The sequence below is a fragment of the Streptococcus sp. NSJ-72 genome (assembly GCF_014334035.1).
In the GTDB taxonomy this organism is placed as follows: domain Bacteria; phylum Bacillota; class Bacilli; order Lactobacillales; family Streptococcaceae; genus Streptococcus; species Streptococcus constellatus.
The window spans coordinates 683277-701946 of sequence record NZ_CP060489.1; the positions used below are offsets into that span (position 1 = coordinate 683277).

Below are 18670 nucleotides of genomic sequence, written 5' to 3' on the forward strand. Positions count from 1 at the left end.
TTTGTGCTATCATATCAAAGTATATTCGTCTGGTAGCATAATAGTTTCTTTACCATTATTGTCAGTTACAAAAATTTCTCGTGGAAAAAATGGGTCGAAAGCGTCATTAAAATCAAAGGTAAGAATGGTTGCTAGACTATCTTGTGAAAATCGGAAAGTTGTTTTTCCTTTGTTGTTGATGAGTTCAAACTGAAGCAGTTCGTCTAGCTCAAACACACCCTTTAGAAAATTATCAATAATATACCAGAAAGAATCAATGATATTATCTGGTAAACTTGTTACAACGCCAAAGCTAGCATAGCGTCCACGTGTATTTGTAAAAGCCATTGTCTCTTCCTTTCTGTACTTATTCATCAAAGGATTTTCTATATGATACATAAAATAACCTTGAATTGCAAGAAATTGTTCTTTGAAAATCAAAAAGGACCAGTGGTCCTTTGGAAACTTTAGCGACTCTTTAGCTCTACATAACGTTTGTACCAAATATTAACATAGGCTTGCGAAAAAGGTCCGCGCTTATTGTTAATCCAATCTACTAAGATTTTGACATTCTCTTTGAGGATATAATCTAAATCATTAGAGTAGTTCATCTGCCGTTTGTGACGCTCGTATTCATCGACATCAAGTAATCGCTTTTCACCATTGGTAAAGACTTTGACGTCTAAATCGTAGTCTATGTATTTTAATGCTTCTGCATCAAGATAATACGGACTGGCTAGATTGCAATAGTAAGAAACTCCGTTTTCGCGAATCATAGCGATAATATTGAACCAATATTTTTTGTGAAAATAGATAATAGCTGGCTCACGTGTCACCCAACGTCGACCATCACTTTCTGTGACCAAGGTGTGGTCATTGACACCAATAATGGCATTTTCTGTTGTTTTTAGTACCATGGTGTCGCGCCAGGTGCGGTGCAGACTTCCATTATGCTTATAACTTTGAATTGTAATAAAGTCGCCTTCTTTTGGAAGCTTCATCTTCTACCAACTTTCTACAATTAATCAGGTTATCGCTCTTATTGTAACATATTTTCATGAAAAAACATAAATAAACCTTACATTTTTTATAGATATTCTCTGAGAGCGCTAGCAATATCAGAAAAATCATAACCTTTGCGAGCGAGTGCTTGGGTGAGGCGTTGTTTTAACTCATATTCGTCATATTTTTTAGAATATTTGCGGTATTGCTTATCTAATTCTTTGTACAGTAATTTCTGCTGAGTTTCCTCATCTTCTTTGATGTCTAAGGTTTGATAAGCTGCCTTAGCTTCGGTATAGGAAAAGCCTTTGTTCATCATAGATTGAAGAATTTTATCCTGCAGGGCCTTACTTGGTAGTTTGCTTTGATAGCTGCGGAGTAGTTTTGCAGCAACTTTTTGACTTACTTCTGTAAAATCAAATTTGCATAATTCTTCATCAATAATAGGAGCTGTGATACCTTTTTGAGCCAATTTTTGCTTGAGGACAAAAGCACCTTTATCACCAGATAGAAGATTGGAATGAATAAAGGAATAAGCATATTGTCTGTCATCTATCCAGTTATCTTTTATGAGAATCGTTAGCACTTTCTCGATGGTATCTAAGGAAATCTCGTATTTTGTCAAATAATCCCGCACTTCTTTGACAGTTCTTTGCTTGAAAGAAAGATAATATAAAGCTAGATTTTTTCCGTAAGAAAACTGTGCGTAGTTCTGAATTTCTTTTAATTCTTGCTCACTAATGTTCATGCCTTTTGATAACATAAAGTGAACGATAGTATCTTCAGTGATGTAAAGTTTGTCAGTTTCGTCCAATTCTAAAAGATAGAGACGCTTTTTCTTTTCAATTTTAGTGATTTTCATAATCATTCTTTCGATAACTTGTGTGAAATTTGGAGCTGATAGATGGAATAGTAAGTGTGACTATTAGCCAAATGCTTCAAAAGCTGCGATAAGTCGTAATTTCTCGGAGTTGATATTTTCTCGACCATAGTAGTCCAAAAATAGGTCGCTGTATTTTGGATTGCCTAGATTATAATTCAGTGACCAGATAGCCCAGTAAAGGTCAATGTGGCGATCACTAAAGCCAGATAGCCCAACATCAATGAAACAGGAGAACGTCTTAGCGTCTTTTAAGATAAAGTTGGGCAAACAAGCGTCACCGTGAATAAATGCATCTCTTGTAAGAAGATGTCCCTGTTCTTGGATAAGCTGATAGGCTTCTTTTCTACTGCGAATCTGAAATTGTGGCAGGAGAGCTTTTTCATAGAAAAGCCCTTTTTGATAATTCTCTTCCGCTAGCTGAATATAGTTCTTTAGAAGTGAGTTTGTGGGAAAGTGGCCTGGTTGGAGGTTATGGAGCTGTCTTAGCGCTGTTGCCATGGTTTGGCAGAGGACTTCTGGTTGGTCTAGCACTTCCAATCCTGATATGCCGGATGCTTCTTTAGTGAGCAAGTAGTCCCTGTCTTGGCTGATGTATGTCAAGACAGGAACACCGATCCCTTGTTTGTCAAACCATTTAGCACATTGTGCCTCTCGTGCTAGCTTTCCTTTTTGGTCTATTTTAAGATAGTAGCCTGTGTCTAGATAAAGCACGGTTGCGCCTGAGTGGGAAGAACTGTCATACAAAGTGGCTTTCTCTGTATATATTCGTAATTTTTCTGGGAATTGAGAAATTGTGAGAGTTACTTTTTCTTTTTTCATACTGATTATTGTACCATATTCTCAACATTATCGTGTTGGCATGGTATAATAGGCTTATGAGTTTGAAAGTAAAGCAAAGAATCCCTTTAAAAATTAAGAAAATGGGAATTAATGGGGAAGGGATTGGATTTTATAAAAAGACCTTAGTCTTTGTACCAGGTGCTTTAAAAGGTGAGGATATTTTTTGTCAAGTTACGACGGTTAAGCGCAATTTTGTCGAAGCAAAGCTCTTGACGATTAATAAGCATTCTAAGTATCGAGTAGAGCCGCCTTGTGAGATTTATGAAAAATGTGGGGGCTGCCAGATTATGCACTTGCATTATGATAAACAGTTAGAATTTAAGACGGATTTATTACGGCAGGCTTTGAAAAAATTTGCACCAGCTGGTTATGAAAACTACGAGATTCGTCCAACGATTGGAATGCAAGAACCACTTTACTATCGGGCTAAGCTTCAATTTCAGACACGGAAATTAGGAGATGAAGTCAAAGCAGGGCTTTATGCGCAGAATTCCCATTATCTGATTTCTTTGAAAAACTGTTTGGTTCAGGATAAGGTAACGCAGAAAATCATCAATAAAGTGGCTCTCCTTTTGGGGAAGTACAATCTTCCTATCTACGATGAGCGTAAGAGAGCAGGCGTTCGGACGGTTATGATTCGCAGGGCTCGGAAAACGGGACAGGTGCAGATGATCTTTGTCACGGGAAAGAAGTTGGACTTCTCTCCAGTCATTCGAGATTTAACAGCAGAATTTCCAGAATTAGAAACAGTGGCGGTCAATTACCATACGACAAAATCAAGTGAAATTTATGGAGATAAGACGGAAATTATCTGGGGAAAAGAGACAATTCAAGAAGGTGTTTTGGATTACGAGTTTTCCTTATCGCCTAGGGCTTTTTACCAGCTCAATCCAGAGCAGACAGAAGTGCTTTACAGTGAAGCAGTCAAGGCGCTTGATGTGACATCTGAAGAGCATTTGATTGATGCTTATTGTGGCGTGGGAACGATTGGCTTTGCCTTTGCTAAAAGAGTCAGGTCTCTGCGAGGTATGGACATTATTCCGGAAGCTATTGAAGATGCTAAGCGAAATGCTGCTCGCTTAGGCTTTAACAATACTCATTATGAGACTGGGACTGCTGAAAGCATTATTCCTCGTTGGTATAAGGAAGGCTATCGGGCGGATGCTTTGATTGTCGATCCACCACGAACTGGCTTGGATAAAAAGCTGCTTGAGACGATTGTCCGTTATGCACCTAAGAAAATGATTTATGTCTCTTGTAATGTCTCTAGTCTAGCCAGAGATTTGGTGCAATTAAGCAAGATCTATGATGTCCATTATATCCAATCGGTGGATATGTTTCCGCACACAGCTAGGACCGAGGCTGTAGTGAAATTGGTGAAGCAGGAAGAAAACAGCTGAGGTCAAAATAAATTTGACTTGTGTTCAATTAAAGATGATGTCTTGAGAAAAAAATTAGTTTTAATAGAGTGGGAAAATGACAATGAATCAGAAATGAAGCCCAAAGATTTCCAAATTGTCTATCTGACAAAGAAGCGTCTATTACAACATTAGGGATATTATGGAAATAAAAATAGATGGAGAAAAGTCCTATCCTGAATATAGCGAACGAGCAAATTCTTAGTGAAAATGCTCGTTTTATTTTATTCGTGTTTTTAAATGGATGTATTTGAATTAAATTTTGTGATTTTTGCTGTTTAGTTTGCAAAATATGTCTATAAATTGGGAGAAATAAAATCAAAGGTTGCCTTAAAATGTGGAAGTATTAACTTATAATAAAAAGACAAGTTGTCAATCAATTTATTAAACATTATTCATCTTAAAATCTTTTAGACAATTCTCTATTTGAATATACATGAGCATATTTTCATAAATTTTGCACAAATTCCGAGAGTCAATAAGATATCCTAGGATTTCTTCAGTATTTAATATATCTTCTCTTGCATTTACTAGTATTGTGAATTTTAATTTCTTCAATAAAGAAAATATTGCTAATGTTGCATTTTCAAAAAATGGAAATATTATAATAAATTCAGATAATTATTGTGGTAAATAGTAAAATTTTAAACCGCACCTCAAAGTTTAGATTTTTCTCTAACTTTTTGGGTGCGGATTATTTTCACAATATTTTTATAAACATTTACAGCCTAATCTCTGTATTTTCTAACACTTTTTGAGCATCGGCTACGATGGTTTCAATGATGTCTTTGCATGGTCGGATTTCGTTTATCATGCCAGCGATTTGACCGCACATCATGGAGCCATGTTTGGTATCTCCTTGATAGACAGCTTTTGAGAGGGCACCGATTGTGATTTCTTCTAGTTCTTCACGATTGGTCCCTTTGTTTTCAAGTTCTATGTAGTGATCGGTCATTTCGTTTCGAATACAGCGAACAGGTGCACCAGTAATGCGCCCAGTTACAGCTGTGGCTGTGTCATTGGCATGGATGACAGCTTCTTTATAGCTTTCGGCAATGGGGCATTCTTCTGAGGCGAGGAATACAGTTCCAAGTTGTGCGCCTTGTGCACCTAAAACAAAAGCAGCAGCAAGTCCACGCCCATCCGCAATTCCACCTGCTCCAATCACGGGAATGTCAACAGCGTCAACAATTTGTGGCAACAGAGCCATCGTATTTGTTTCGCCGATATGACCGCCCGCTTCTGATCCTTCTGCGATAACGGCATCAACACCTAATTCTTGCATTTTTTTAGCATGCTTCACGCTTGCAATAACTGGGATAACTTTGATACCGGCTTCTTTTAAAAAGGGTAGAATGAATTTTGGAGTACCTGCACCAGTTGTGACAACAGGGACTTTCTCTTCAATGATGACTCTGACAATTTCTTCGATATTTTTCATCATTAGCATCACATTAACGGCAAAGGGCTTGTCTGTTAGCTTGCGTAATTCACGAATTTCTTTACGCAGTTGTTCACCAGTCATGCCACCTGAAGCGATAATTCCCAAACCGCCTGCCTCTGAAACAGCAGCAGCTAACTGATAGTGAGAAATTTGAGCCATAGCACCTTGAACAATTGGATATTTGATGTTCAGTAAATTTGTAATAGACATAAAATCTCCTTAATCTGTTTTTTCTATTATTATATCACGGGTAGAAAAGCGTTTTCAACTCTAGTATTTATTAAAATTTCTTTTATTTGTGATACAATTCACTCTGAGCACTTGATTTATCAATTCCATTGATTGTGAAAAAGAGTAAAATAGATATCCTATAACAATAATTTATAGCCTATTAAAAATAGTTATAGGTTATTTCAATGAAGAAAAGCAATTTATAAAGCAGAATTTGGGAATCCCTTAAAGAGAACAATGCTGGATTTCATTTTACTGAGAAGTCGACACTTTTTTATGTTATAATGATAGAAAAATGAGGATGAGGTGAGGAATGGACAATATCATTGATGTATCAATTCCTGTTGCAGAGGTGATTGACAAACATCCAGAGGTGCTGGAAATTTTAGTGGAGCTTGGGTTTAAACCTTTGGCAAATTCTCTCATGCGTAATACAGTTGGGCGGAAAGTTTCGCTGAAGCAGGGGTCTAAGCTGGAAGGCACACCGATGGAGAAAATTGTTAGGACCTTAAAAGCAAATGGCTATGAAGTGATAGGACTAGACTAATGGTAGATGAACGAATTGAGGTTTTGAAGAATATTTTGCTTGATTTGCACCATGGAGCAAAGGCAGAAGCAGTTCAAGAAGAATTTAATAAACATTTTACCGGTGTTTCTGCTATTGAAATCAGCTTGATGGAACATGAGCTGATGAATTCCGACACGGGTGTAACCTTTGAGGATGTGATGTCTCTTTGCAATGTCCATGCGAATCTGTTTAAGGGAGCTGTTAGAGACGTTGAAGTTGCAGATACGGATCATTCAGGTCATCCTGTGCAGATTTTCAAGCAGGAAAATTTGGCTTTGCGAGCAGCTCTGATGCGAGTAGGTAGACTGCTGGATACTTATGCAAATTCTGATGAGGAAATGCAGGAAGAAATTCGCAAGGGCTTGAAACGACAGTTGAGCTTGGTGGAACAATTTGAGCGCCACTACAAGCGCAAAGAAGAACTCATGTTTCCAATCATGGAGAGCTATGGACATGATTCACCACCTAAGGTCATGTGGGGTGTGGACGACCAAATCCGTGAATTATTTAAAGAAGTAAAAACAGCGGCAGAGCAGTTGCCTGCCTTAGACATTGAAGAGGTCGCAGAAAAGTTTCGATTATTTGCAACTGAGTTTGAAGCCATGATTTTTAAGGAAGAATCAATTTTACTCATGATTCTGTTGGAATCTTTTACACAGGATGATTGGTTGAAAATTGCGGAAGAAAGTGATGTTTATGGTTATGCAATCATTCAGCCAGCAGAGAAGTGGATTCCGCATCGTCATTCATTCTCGGAGAAAGAAACAGACAATTCTACTAAGGTGACAAGCGAAGCGCTAGCCCGTTCAGAGCAAACTAATGATGGTAAGTTTCAGCAAGTTATTGACACACCTGATGGGCAGGTCACCATTTCTTTTGAGCCAAAAAAGAAAAAGGTAGAAAACAACTTTGATCGGCAGAACCAACAGCCGTTTGGACATGGCTATTTGTCAGTGGAGCAAGCAAATCTGATCCTGAATCATTTGCCAATGGAGATTACCTTTGTCAATAAGGAAGATATTTTCCAGTATTATAATGACAGTGTGCCAGCTGATGAGATGATTTTCAAACGGACGCCGGGTCAAGTGGGGCGCAATGTCGAGCTGTGCCACCCGCCTAAGTTTTTGGAGAAAGTTCGCTTTATTTTTAAGGAATTGCGTGAAGGCAAGCGAGACAAGTTTGTTATGTGGTTCAAGTCGGAATCGCGGGGAAAATTTGTCCATGTGACTTATGCCGCAGTACATGATGAAGCGGGAGAATTTCAGGGGGTGTTGGAATATGTGCAGGATATTCAACCTTTCCGTGAGATAGATGGTGATGTTTATCGTGGTTTGGATTAGAAAGAAGGAACAATGACGTACGAACAGGAATTTTTAAAGGACTTTGAAGCTTGGGTTGAAACTCAAGTTAAGATTAACCAGATGGCGCTCAAGGAAAGTCAAGCTGTCTATGAAGCTGATAAAGATGAGCGAGCAAAGGATGCTGCGATTCGTTATGAAAGCCGGTTAGATGCTTATGAGTTTCTTGTAGGAAAATTTGCTAATTATCGAGCAGGAAAAGGATTTCATGATTTGCCAGACGGGCTTTTTGGTGAGAGAAGTTATTGATTTTCCGTAGGAAACATGATAGAATAAGGTCATTAGAGGTGTTTTGAGTCCCATTTGTCACAGAAAGCGGTGCTGCTGAGAAATCCGCACAAATGTCAAAACTGGTTGCTGATGGTTACAATGAAATAAAGAAAGCTGCGGGTTCTTGGCCCGAAATTGGGTGGTACCGCGGAGTGATTCGTCCCTGTCATGTATGGCAGGGGCGAATTTTTATAAGCGGAATGGGGAGAGAAATTATGATAAATATTTTAGGTCAAATTGAAGATAATAAACTTCCTGATATTGAGACAGAGCGGCTGTATTTGCGCGAACGTCTAGTCTCAGATGCTAAAGAGATTTTTGCTTATGCGAGTTTGGCAGAGGTGACTTGGCCAGCTGGTTTTCCACCTGCAGAAAGCGTGGAAGAAGAGGAAAATTATCTCGAAAACATTATGCCAAAGCGCTGGATTGAGCAAAAAATACCGTCTGGTTATGGTATCTGCTTGAAAGGAACAGATGAAGTCATTGGCTCGATTGATTTTAATAATCGCCATGCTGATGATGTTCTTGAAATGGGCTATTTGCTTCACCCAGATTATTGGGGGCAAGGTATTGTGACAGAAGCTGCGCGTGCGCTGTTGGAAGTTGGATTTACCCTACTCAATCTTCACAAAATCGAAATTGAATGCTATGGATACAACAAAGCAAGCCAGCGTATTGCTGAAAAACTTGGCTTCACCCTCGAATCTCGCGTCCGTGACCGCAAAGACGCACAAGGCAAACGCTGTAATTTATTGCGTTATGGATTGCTGAGGAGTGAGTGGGAGGGGAGATGATTATAGAAAATTCTATTTTAACAGAAGAACAAATAAAAGGAATCGATGAAAAATATTCTCATTTGAAAGATACTGATGTTATTGAAAGTCTGGGATGCTATGAAATGGATTCTGAACAAAATAATTTGGTTATTACTGAATTTCCAATTAATAAGGAAGATTTAATAGAAATTTCTAATCAAATTTCCAACATTCAACAGGAATTTGAAAGACTTAAAGTAATGTATAAAATGTTTATTTCGGACGTTTTTGATTTTTTGAAGTTGAATTCTGAGTTAGAGAAGAAAAATAAGGGGACTAATGAGCTTGATGTAAATCGTTTCATGATGCACTTACTTTCTAGTGGAAAATTATTTGTTGATTTTGCTGAAAATCAGATAAAAACAAAACATAGGCAAAAATTTAAAAAATTTCATAAACTTACTAGTCAACAATATGACAATAGTTTTGCTTATCGATTTTGCTATAATCTTAGAAATTTTTCACAACATGTTGGAATTCCAATCTCTGCACTTCATAAGAAACAAGATTACGTCGATGACGAAAAGGCAATTATTAGTCTTTGGATTGAAAAAGACTATTTATTAAATTCTAGTTTCAATTGGAAAAAATTGCGCAATGAAATAGAGGCAAGAAATGATATTGATGCAGTTAAGTTGGTTAAATCTTATATGGAAGCAATTACGATTTTATATGGTGAATATAATAAATTTCTTTTGAATATACACCATTGTAATTTAATAAATTTAAAACTTTCACTTGAAAATTTTGGATTAGTACATAAAAAATACTGTATAGTTGAAAGAACAAAATACAATTTAAAGTACAATCCAGCTAATATCACAACAAGACCTTTACTGGGATTAGCAGATATTGATGCAATTTATATGCATCTTAGTGAAATTGGAATTGTAAAACTAGTTAATAAAGAATAATATAAATTTAGGAGACACATTATGTCTAAAGAACTTTCACCAAAATACAATCCAGCCGAGGTTGAGGCTGGACGTTACGCTAAATGGCTTGAGGAGGGTGTTTTCAAGCCATCAGGCGACAAAAAAGCACCCCCTTATTCAATTGTCATCCCACCACCAAATGTGACGGGGAAATTGCACCTTGGTCACGCTTGGGATACGACTTTGCAGGATATTATCATCCGTCAGAAGCGTATGCAGGGCTTTGATACCCTTTGGCTTCCTGGTATGGACCATGCGGGGATTGCAACACAAGCTAAAGTTGAGGCACGCCTTGCTGAAGATGGTATCTCACGCTATGACCTCGGTCGTGAAAAATTCTTAGATAAAGTCTGGGAATGGAAAGACGAGTATGCTACCACTATCAAGGAGCAATGGGGTAAAATGGGGCTTTCTGTCGATTACTCTCGTGAACGTTTCACCCTTGATGAAGGATTGTCAAAAGCAGTTCGTAAAGTCTTTGTTGAACTTTATAAAAAAGGTTGGATTTATCGCGGTGAATTTATCATCAACTGGGATCCAAAAGCTCGTACAGCTCTTTCTGATATCGAAGTTATCCACAAAGATGTCGAAGGTGCTTTCTACCACATGAATTACATGTTGGAAGATGGCTCACGCGCTCTTGAGGTGGCAACAACTCGACCCGAAACCATGTTTGGAGATACGGCTGTCGCTGTCAATCCAGAAGATCCTCGCTACAAAGACTTGATTGGTAAAAATGTCATCCTGCCAATTGTCAATAAACCTATTCCAATCGTGGCTGATGAACACGCCGACCCAGAATTTGGTACTGGTGTGGTTAAAATCACTCCAGCCCACGACCCTAATGACTTCCTTGTTGGTCAGCGTCACAATCTTCCTCAAGTTAATGTCATGAATGATGACGGTACAATGAACGAACTTGCTGGTGAATTTGCTGGCATGGATCGTTTCGAAGCACGCAAAGCAACTGTGAAGAAACTGGAAGAAATCGGCGCTCTTGTCAAAATCGAAAAACGTGTTCACAGTGTTGGTCACTCAGAGCGGACTGGCGTTATGGTCGAGCCACGTTTATCTACCCAGTGGTTTGTCAAGATGGACCAATTGGCTAAGAATGCCATTGCCAACCAAGATACTAATGACAAAGTGAAATTCTACCCACCACGTTTCAACGATACTTTCCTTCAATGGATGGAAAATGTGCACGACTGGGTAATTTCTCGTCAGCTCTGGTGGGGTCACCAAATCCCTGCTTGGTACAATGCAGATGGCGAAATCTATGTGGGCGAAGAGGCTCCAGAGGGTGATGGCTGGAAGCAAGATGAAGATGTCCTTGACACTTGGTTCAGCTCTGCTCTTTGGCCATTCTCAACTATGGGTTGGCCTGACACAGAAGCAGAAGACTTCAAACGTTACTTCCCAACGTCAACATTAGTAACTGGTTACGATATCATCTTTTTCTGGGTATCACGTATGATTTTCCAATCATTGGAATTCACAGAACGCCGTCCATTTGAAAACGTTCTTATCCACGGTCTTATCCGTGACGAGCAAGGACGCAAGATGTCTAAGTCACTTGGTAACGGTATTGACCCAATGGATGTTATTGAAAAATATGGTGCTGACGCGCTTCGTTGGTTCTTATCAAACGGTTCTGCACCGGGTCAAGACGTGCGTTTCTCTTATGAAAAGATGGATGCTGCCTGGAATTTCATTAACAAAGTTTGGAACATTTCCCGCTATATTCTCATGAACAATGACGGTTTGACCCTTGACCAAGCTAGCCAGAATGTTGCTTTGGTAGTAGAGGGAAAAGCTGGGAACGTCACTGATTGCTGGATTCTTCATAATCTCAATGAAACCATTGCCAAAGTCACCGAAAATTTCGACAAGTTCGAATTCGGTATAGCTGGTCATATTCTTTACAACTTCATCTGGGATGAATTTGCTGACTGGTACGTTGAATTGACGAAAGAAGTACTTTACAGCGACAATGAAGACGAAAAAGTTATTACTCGTTCTGTTCTTCTTTACACACTTGATAAGATTTTGCGCCTCCTTCACCCAATCATGCCATTTGTTACAGAAGAAATCTTCGGTCAATACGTAGATGGTTCTATCGTGACAGCAGCTTATCCAACTGTTAATCCTACTTTTGAAAATCAAATGGCGCATTCTGGCGTGGAAAGTCTCAAAGACCTGATTCGAGCTGTACGTAATGCGCGTGCAGAAGTCAACGTAGCCCCAAGCAAACCTATCACCATCCTTATTAAAACAAGCGATAGCAACTTGGAAGACTTCTTCAAGGCCAATGTCAACTACATCAAACGTTTCACAAATCCTGAAAAACTTGAAATTTCTTCTGACATTGAAGCACCAGAATTGGCAATGTCTAGCGTTATCACAGGCGCTGAAATCTTCTTGCCACTTGCTGACCTTCTTAACGTTGAAGAAGAATTGGCACGTCTTGACAAAGAACTTGCTAAATGGCAAAAAGAATTGGACATGGTCGCACGTAAACTCGGCAACGAACGTTTCGTCCAAAACGCCAAACCCGAAATCGTCGAGAAAGAGCGACAAAAACAAGCTGACTACCAAGCTAAGTATGATGCGACTGTAGCGCGTAAGGCTGATATGGAGAAATTGGCTAAATAACCACAGAACACGGTGTAAAAGCTGTGTTTTTGTGTTATAATTAAAACAGATTGTTTTAAATTTTTAATAAAAAATATGAATTGAATGAAGTGAGAACTATAATGTATAGATATGTTAATTATGTTAATGAATATGAAAGAATTATGCAATTCAATAAAAATAAAGACATTAGTATACATAGGTGGTATCCTTTTGTTGAAGGATATTCAAAAGAATTTATTAACGCCATAGTAAACGAGCAACCTCAAAAGATAGAGATGTGCTTGGAGCCGTTTTCAGGAAGTGGAACAACAGCTTTGGAATTGTCTATAAGAGGAATAAGCTGTATATCGTTTGAGGTAAATCCTTTTATGTTTACTTTATCCAAAGCGAAGTTAAAAGTATCTCAATATAAAATACGGACAATTAAGTCTCATATTTTAAAAATGAAGAAACATGCATTTTCTTTAAATGATGAAGAAATTAATTTAGATAGTGGATTTTCTACATTAATTGAGGGGCAAGAAAAAAAGAAATGGAATATAGATCGTGAAGTCTTTATTGCAATTGGAAAACTTAAGAGCGCGATCAATAGTTTGTCAACGACTTTATATAAAGAAGTTTATACTGTTTGTTTAGCAAATATATTATTAGGATACAGTAATTTGTATCGAAATGGGAAGTGTTTATCTTATAAAAAAGGTTGGCAAGAAACTCAGTATTCCCAAGAACAAGTAATGACTAGTTTTTTTGATTTCATAAATAATGTGATCATTGAAGATATTGAGAAAAAGGAGGTAGGGAAGTTTTCTAATCATAATTTATTGTATTTAGGCGATTCAAGAAAACTTATTTTTGAAAATGTAGAAGACAACTCTGTAGATTTAATTATTACTTCTCCTCCATATCTGAATTCAAGAGATTATACGGATTCCTACATGCTTGAATTAAAGGCTTTGGATTTTCTAACAAACTATAATGATATAAAAAAAATACGTGAGCAGACGATTCGTTCACATGTACAATTAAAAATACCTCATTTAACAGGTGTAAAAAGTAAAATTCTTGATGCAGCAATATCAGAAATTAAATCTTCAAGTAGAAATTCTCTAGTGTGGAATTCAGAAATTTTAAAAATGATTGTAGCTTATTTTGAAGATATGCATATTATTTTTGAAGGAATGTATCAAAAGCTTAAGAAAGGCCGACGAGCATACTTCAATGTTTCAAATTCTGCATATTTTGGTGTTCTAATTAACACACTAGAGATTTGCTCTGAGATTGCTGAAAACATTGGATTTGAAGTCGTCGAAATAAGAAAAGCACGCTACTTAAATCCAAGTCCTCAGCAAAAAGAAAAAATCAGTAAGTTGCTTGAGGGTGTAATAGTATTGGAGAAAAAATAATATGATAGAATTTAATTATTACTTACCTAAGATTAAACGGTTAAAAATTGAAAATTTTGATTTATATCAGTGTCCTCTTGAAATAGAAATGTCTGATAAATTAAATATTATTTTTGGTACTAATGGTTTAGGAAAAACAACATTACTTAATATAATACAATATTCGATAATAGGTCCTTACAAGGGAAAAGTGGAAGTTCGAAATTATAAAGATCAACAAAAATCTAGACGTCCAATGTTTGAGAAGGATTATTTTAAAAATCGGATGCAATTACCTTCAAATAAGGCGGTAGTAGAAGTTGAATTTTCAATTGCCAATGACACTTTTTTAACCAGGCATAGCTTGTATTCACATAGGTTAATTAGCTTTAGTATCAATGGGGAAAAGAATGAAGAGAAAGAAAAAGAATTAGATTATGAGAAGTATGAAAGAAAATATTTTTCTTCAAGTAATGATAGCCAACTTAGTGAATCTTTAATTAATAAATATCATGAAGCAGTAATCAAATCTTCAGGATTTCCAGATATAAACTCATTCATTTTAATGATGACAGAAATAATGTTCTTTTCGGAGGCAAGGAACTTTGCATTTTGGGATGAAAATCTCAGTAAGTTAGTGTTAAGTAAGTTTATGCCAAGAGAAAAGTACTTTGAATATAGTGAAACTCAGAAGTTGATCAAAAAATATGATAGTCAATCAAGATTGAAATCGTATAAAATGTCAATGGTGAAAGATTTCTTAGGGGAAGATTTAAATAAGACTCCGGAGGAGGAATATTCTATTGAAGATTTAGAAAAGGTAGAATCAAAAATTAAGATAATTAATAAAAAAGTTGATGAAGCCAGAGAACTCTTAAATAGAAGAAATAAAGAACGAGTCCAAAATAGATCAGAAGCGGATAAACTTAGGACAGAAATAGGAGAGCTTGAGAAAAAATGGTATGGAAATATTTTTCCTAGTTCTTATCAAGAGTTTTATGATAAATTTGTTCCAGTTATAAATTCTGGAATGTGTCCATTTTGTGGAGCAAATCATATTGAATTTAATACTGATATTTTACAATGTTTTTTTTGCAAAAGTACAATACATATCAGCACAGAAACAGACTTAACAGTAATAGAAATCAATCAAAAAAATCTACAAATTAGAAAGAAAAAGTTAGATTTAATATATGAGCAGTTGAAAAATGAGATTGACAATATTAAAGAGTCAATAAGAAGTGAAGAATCCAAGCTTTTAAAAATAACAGATGAACAGTTAAAAATAAAAAGAAAAATTGATATTATTTCCAATGATAATATTATAAAATATAGACAATTAGAGCGAGAAAAAGAGCATTATTTAAACTTGTTGGAGAAAACAAAGCAAAAAGAAGTCCGATTAGCTAATGATATTGATCTAAGTATAAAAAAGGTGTTTAAAAATTTTAGTAAAATATTTTATAAGTATGCATACTCATTTTTAGGAAATGATTCGAAAATTAGATTAGAACTAGTTGGTAGCGGAGAAAATACATTGTTTAAGTTTTACCTAAATAATTCACCACGTGAGAGTGAAGAGTCACTCTCTGAATCACAAAGAATTTTTGTTGATATGGCCTTTAGGTTAGCTACATTAGAGTTTTTCCATAAAGATACTTATTTCATGAGTGAGACACCTGATAGTACTTTAGATTATTTTTTTGAAGGGCATGCTGTCGATACTTTTAATAGTTATATAAAATCAGGGAATACTTTATTTTTATCTGCTAATGCACGTAACAGTTCATTGGTAAGTTTACTTATAAAGAAAAATAGCGATACGATTAAAATTATTAATTTATTAGAAATTTCAAGGCTAGCAAATGAACATTATAAAGATATAGAAGAATTAGATATTTATAAATTATTAAGGAGATAATATGGACAAAAAATTATTTTACTATATGTCACTTTTCTTGTATTCACTTAGATATAAAGAAAATATAACTAAGAACGCAGTTTTTCGCTATATCTATATATTTACAGTTGCTAGCTCATATTTAAATAATGATGATGAAAATATAATTTTAGATGAATTGACAATAGATTCAGAAATTGGAATAGTTAATGCATCTCAAATGGAGGATACGTTGGCAATGTTAAATTCTCAAAACTATATTTTACTTGAAGGTTTTAAAATCAATATTTGCGAGAAATTAAAAAATTATTGTAATAAAAGGCAGAAAGAATCTGAAAAATTTAATAATGATTTAAAAGCAATTTCTTATTTTGTAAATCTTATTTCATCTTATAGCGATGAGATTGTTTTATCTGTTTTCTTCAATGAACCTAATATCGAAGAAGCATTGAGTAGAAATAAAACTGAAATTTCATTAAATGATAATCAACTTTATAATCTACTAGTAAAATTTCAGAACAACGCAAAATCAGCTGGTGTTATTTTAGAAAATTATGATGCATTTATTAGTTGGTTGGATTTTGTTTTTGAAGAATATCTTGAGGGGAAGAAAATGAATGGTTGATTTTGAAAAATTTTTAAAAAGAGCCCCACAGGCAGAAAGTGTAATTAGTGAGAGTAAATTATTAGATATCTTTGCAGAGCAGAAGAAAGCTGTCGTAATATGTACACAATGTACTTCAAGAATAACAGAACAATTAGATGATTTGTTGAAAAGGATATCAGGTTCGGCCAAATCTCAAATACATTGTATAAATGTAAATACAACTGAGATTACCTCTATGGAAATAGGCTCATGTAAAATTTCTGAATCTGAATTTATTAATAAGGTTTTAGATATTTCTAAAAGAGACAGTTGTATTGTCTATGCTGTTAATGAAGGGATGAAACTAGTTGCTCAGAATGGTGAGGTGAACACAGATGTAGAAGCCTGTTTAGCAAAGACTAAAACAATGCAAGATCAGTTAAACTCATTAAAGCCAATTTCATCATTAGAAGAAGTATTTGAAGTCTTTAGAATAGAGTGTCAATTTCAAAATGGCTATTATAATAAATGTTTTAATGATTCAGGTAAAATTAAAGCTGAAATAAAAGAACAAGAATTACGTAATATTTTATTAGAGTATTTAAGAAGTAAAATAAAAGGTGAGGTTTCTCCTGAATATTGTACATCATATAAACATGATGAGGAATCGGTAGATATATATTTAAATGATGGTCAAGAAAGAGCAATCATAGAAGTTAAATTTTCATTTATAAAATCTGTTTATGAAGGGAGATCTTACTATAAGTTGCAAGATAAGTGTCAATTAGGAATTGAGCAACTTAATAGATATGCAGTACATTTGAAACAAAATAATCGATTAGTTGAATATGGGTTTGTATATATGTTCTTTCACAATAAGAATAACGAAGAGGAACGTTTAAATGTAGAGAAAAGTATCAAAGAATACATTGCTTCGCAATCTTTATCTACTGAATTTCATTCAATTTATAGAAATCTTATTTTTAATAATGTTGCACTTTGGGGAACAAAGCCATAAATAATAGATAACTTTATTGCTCACTGTTTAATAGTTAAAACTAATATAGTACAATAAAACAGACTTCAGTTTTCAAATGATTGATAATCTAGTAGTAACATTTATAGTGAGATAGTTACTGAAAAATAAATGAAAGAATATTTTTCTATGAAATAATGAATTATTCAGTAAAAAGTATTTAATACAAGGAATCAAAAGATATATTTATTTGAATTATATTTTCTCCAGTTTTCCCCGAATAAATAAGTTTAGAAACCATCCAACTTGTTTCTTACCTCAAAATGTAGTAAAATATAACTGCAAAGAAAAATTTTAAAAGAAGTGATTTCATGGTAGTACCAACTTCAGTTTGTTTGGTCAGATGATTTAAATAAAGAATTGACTTTGCATTAGCAAATCTGAATTTATTGCACAGGTTTTAGCAGAAAAATTGGAAGATCTCTATGATATTCAAGAAGCTGATTTGGTTATGCAGGAGTGGCTTGATAATGGGCAAGTGACTTACTCTCATGATGAAATGATGGAGTACTATGGTTAAATACCAAGTTCGCTACCCTTCAACTTTTTTCAAGGCTATGGACAAACTGGATAGTGGAACGCAGAAAGTCATTGCTAGATGGATTGACAAACATCTAGTAGATGTTGATTTTCCTAAAGCGCGTTGGGGAAATATCTGACAGGTAATTTATCTGCTTATGTTCGTTTTCATGTAGGATCTTATCATATTATTGCAAGGTTGATGATGAGGACTTTGCCATTATAAATGTCCATGTGGCAAAGCGTTCCGATGTTTATAAAGTTTAAAGGTAAAAGATGAAAATAAATCTCTTAAGCAAGTTTAACTGCAAGGTTGGACTTGTTTTTTGTATAATAAAAGGCAGTTAATTAAGAAATAGTCTTTTGTTTTAGATAGTAAAGGAATAATTTTAATATGAAACCAACATACAATATTGACAATCCCAATTTCCCTTATTGAGCAAAGCGCGACCTTTGGTAGACTGGAGTTGGTTTTCAGCAAGTGGATGATTTAGTGTCGTTGGCTTATCTTGCGGTGCTTGAACGTGTAGCGGCATTTTCTACGAGCAGGCTTATAAAGAAATTATGGATTATCACAAGTCAACAGGTGATAGCACAGCCGAAGCGGATTTGGGATCCTTGCACATTGCGAAATTTCTGTTATACAGTAGCTTTAGTCCTGTTACATTGTTGACCATTTAGAAAGAACTCTTTCAGGATGTCTTTTATTCCGCTCTTTCCAAAGAAACTGTGGTGTAGCATATTCAGCCTTTCGTTTCAGAGATTGAGCAGATTATTTTTTAACAAGATACTTTAGTCTTGAACTAAAATTTTACAGAAGCATCCTGAAATAAGAAAGTTACCAACATCTTCCAACATCTCCATCCATCA

General features: G+C 35.5%; 17 protein-coding genes and 1 pseudogene. 13 read left to right on the forward strand and 5 right to left on the reverse strand.

Annotated features, from left to right (window positions below; translation table 11 throughout):
- Window positions 1-9: 9 nt before the first annotated feature.
- The 4 genes from H8787_RS03425 to H8787_RS03440 all read right to left on the reverse strand — a co-directional run bounded on the left by H8787_RS03425 (window position 10) and on the right by H8787_RS03440 (window position 2683).
- Window positions 10-327 carry a DUF960 domain-containing protein gene (locus H8787_RS03425; protein WP_003070218.1) on the reverse strand — a complete coding sequence of 106 codons (318 nt, stop codon included), beginning with the start codon at window positions 325-327 and terminating at the stop codon, window positions 10-12.
- A 119-nt stretch (window positions 328-446) separates the two neighbouring features.
- Window positions 447-980, reverse strand: a complete 534-nt coding sequence (locus tag H8787_RS03430) for a DUF402 domain-containing protein (protein ID WP_003070217.1) — start codon at window positions 978-980, stop codon at window positions 447-449.
- An 86-nt stretch (window positions 981-1066) separates the two neighbouring features.
- A complete protein-coding gene (gene recX / locus H8787_RS03435; RefSeq protein WP_187328234.1) occupies window positions 1067-1843 on the reverse strand; it encodes a recombination regulator RecX in 777 nt (258 codons plus the stop codon).
- A 63-nt stretch (window positions 1844-1906) separates the two neighbouring features.
- Complete coding sequence (locus tag H8787_RS03440; RefSeq protein WP_187328235.1) at window positions 1907-2683, reverse strand: aminoglycoside 3'-phosphotransferase; 777 nt, start codon at window positions 2681-2683, stop codon at window positions 1907-1909.
- 56 nt (window positions 2684-2739) lie between these two features.
- On the opposite strand from H8787_RS03440, the gene rlmD reads away from it, so the two are divergent.
- Window positions 2740-4104 (forward strand): 23S rRNA (uracil(1939)-C(5))-methyltransferase RlmD, encoded by a 1365-nt coding sequence (gene rlmD / locus H8787_RS03445; RefSeq protein WP_187328236.1) that lies wholly within the window; start codon window positions 2740-2742, stop codon window positions 4102-4104.
- 739 nt (window positions 4105-4843) lie between these two features.
- Here the strand turns inward: rlmD and H8787_RS03450 are convergent.
- The gene (locus H8787_RS03450; protein WP_187328237.1) at window positions 4844-5776 is read right to left on the reverse strand and encodes a nitronate monooxygenase; all 933 of its coding nucleotides are present in this window, start codon (window positions 5774-5776) and stop codon (window positions 4844-4846) included.
- Window positions 5777-6110: 334 nt separating this feature from the next.
- On the opposite strand from H8787_RS03450, the gene H8787_RS03455 reads away from it, so the two are divergent.
- The 12 genes and pseudogenes from H8787_RS03455 (at window position 6111) to H8787_RS10220 (ending at window position 18067) form a co-directional block, all read left to right on the forward strand.
- Window positions 6111-6344 (forward strand): DUF1858 domain-containing protein, encoded by a 234-nt coding sequence (locus H8787_RS03455; protein WP_003070208.1) that lies wholly within the window; start codon window positions 6111-6113, stop codon window positions 6342-6344.
- Window positions 6344-7705, forward strand: a complete 1362-nt coding sequence (locus H8787_RS03460) for a DUF438 domain-containing protein (RefSeq protein WP_187328238.1) — start codon at window positions 6344-6346, stop codon at window positions 7703-7705. Before H8787_RS03455 ends, H8787_RS03460 begins: the two co-directional genes overlap by 1 nt.
- A 12-nt stretch (window positions 7706-7717) precedes the next feature.
- Complete coding sequence (locus H8787_RS03465; protein WP_039676675.1) at window positions 7718-7972, forward strand: DUF1912 family protein; 255 nt, start codon at window positions 7718-7720, stop codon at window positions 7970-7972.
- A gap of 236 nt (window positions 7973-8208) precedes the next feature.
- Entirely contained in the window at window positions 8209-8787 is a 579-nt protein-coding gene (locus H8787_RS03470; RefSeq protein WP_003070202.1) for a GNAT family N-acetyltransferase, read from the forward strand.
- Window positions 8784-9722, forward strand: a complete 939-nt coding sequence (locus H8787_RS03475; RefSeq protein WP_003070201.1) for a hypothetical protein — start codon at window positions 8784-8786, stop codon at window positions 9720-9722. The genes H8787_RS03470 and H8787_RS03475 overlap by 4 nt, the downstream gene beginning before the upstream one ends.
- 21 nt (window positions 9723-9743) lie before the next feature.
- The gene (locus tag H8787_RS03480; RefSeq protein ID WP_187328239.1) at window positions 9744-12395 is read left to right on the forward strand and encodes a valine--tRNA ligase; all 2652 of its coding nucleotides are present in this window, start codon (window positions 9744-9746) and stop codon (window positions 12393-12395) included.
- Window positions 12396-12538: 143 nt separating this feature from the next.
- Window positions 12539-13780 carry a hypothetical protein gene (locus H8787_RS03485; protein WP_262350655.1) on the forward strand — a complete coding sequence of 414 codons (1242 nt, stop codon included), beginning with the start codon at window positions 12539-12541 and terminating at the stop codon, window positions 13778-13780.
- A gap of 1 nt (window position 13781) precedes the next feature.
- Window positions 13782-15680, forward strand: a complete 1899-nt coding sequence (locus H8787_RS03490; RefSeq protein WP_096362588.1) for an AAA family ATPase — start codon at window positions 13782-13784, stop codon at window positions 15678-15680.
- 1 nt (window position 15681) lies between these two features.
- Window positions 15682-16284 (forward strand): hypothetical protein, encoded by a 603-nt coding sequence (locus tag H8787_RS03495; protein WP_096362589.1) that lies wholly within the window; start codon window positions 15682-15684, stop codon window positions 16282-16284.
- The gene (locus H8787_RS03500; RefSeq protein ID WP_096362590.1) at window positions 16277-17263 is read left to right on the forward strand and encodes a hypothetical protein; all 987 of its coding nucleotides are present in this window, start codon (window positions 16277-16279) and stop codon (window positions 17261-17263) included. Before H8787_RS03495 ends, H8787_RS03500 begins: the two co-directional genes overlap by 8 nt.
- 430 nt (window positions 17264-17693) lie before the next feature.
- On the forward strand, window positions 17694-17801 hold the full coding sequence (locus H8787_RS10080) for a hypothetical protein (RefSeq protein WP_231870254.1): 108 nt from the start codon (window positions 17694-17696) through the stop codon (window positions 17799-17801).
- A pseudogene (locus tag H8787_RS10220) lies at window positions 17794-18067 on the forward strand (type II toxin-antitoxin system RelE family toxin). Before H8787_RS10080 ends, H8787_RS10220 begins: the two are co-directional and overlap by 8 nt.
- Window positions 18068-18670: the final 603 nt, after the last annotated feature.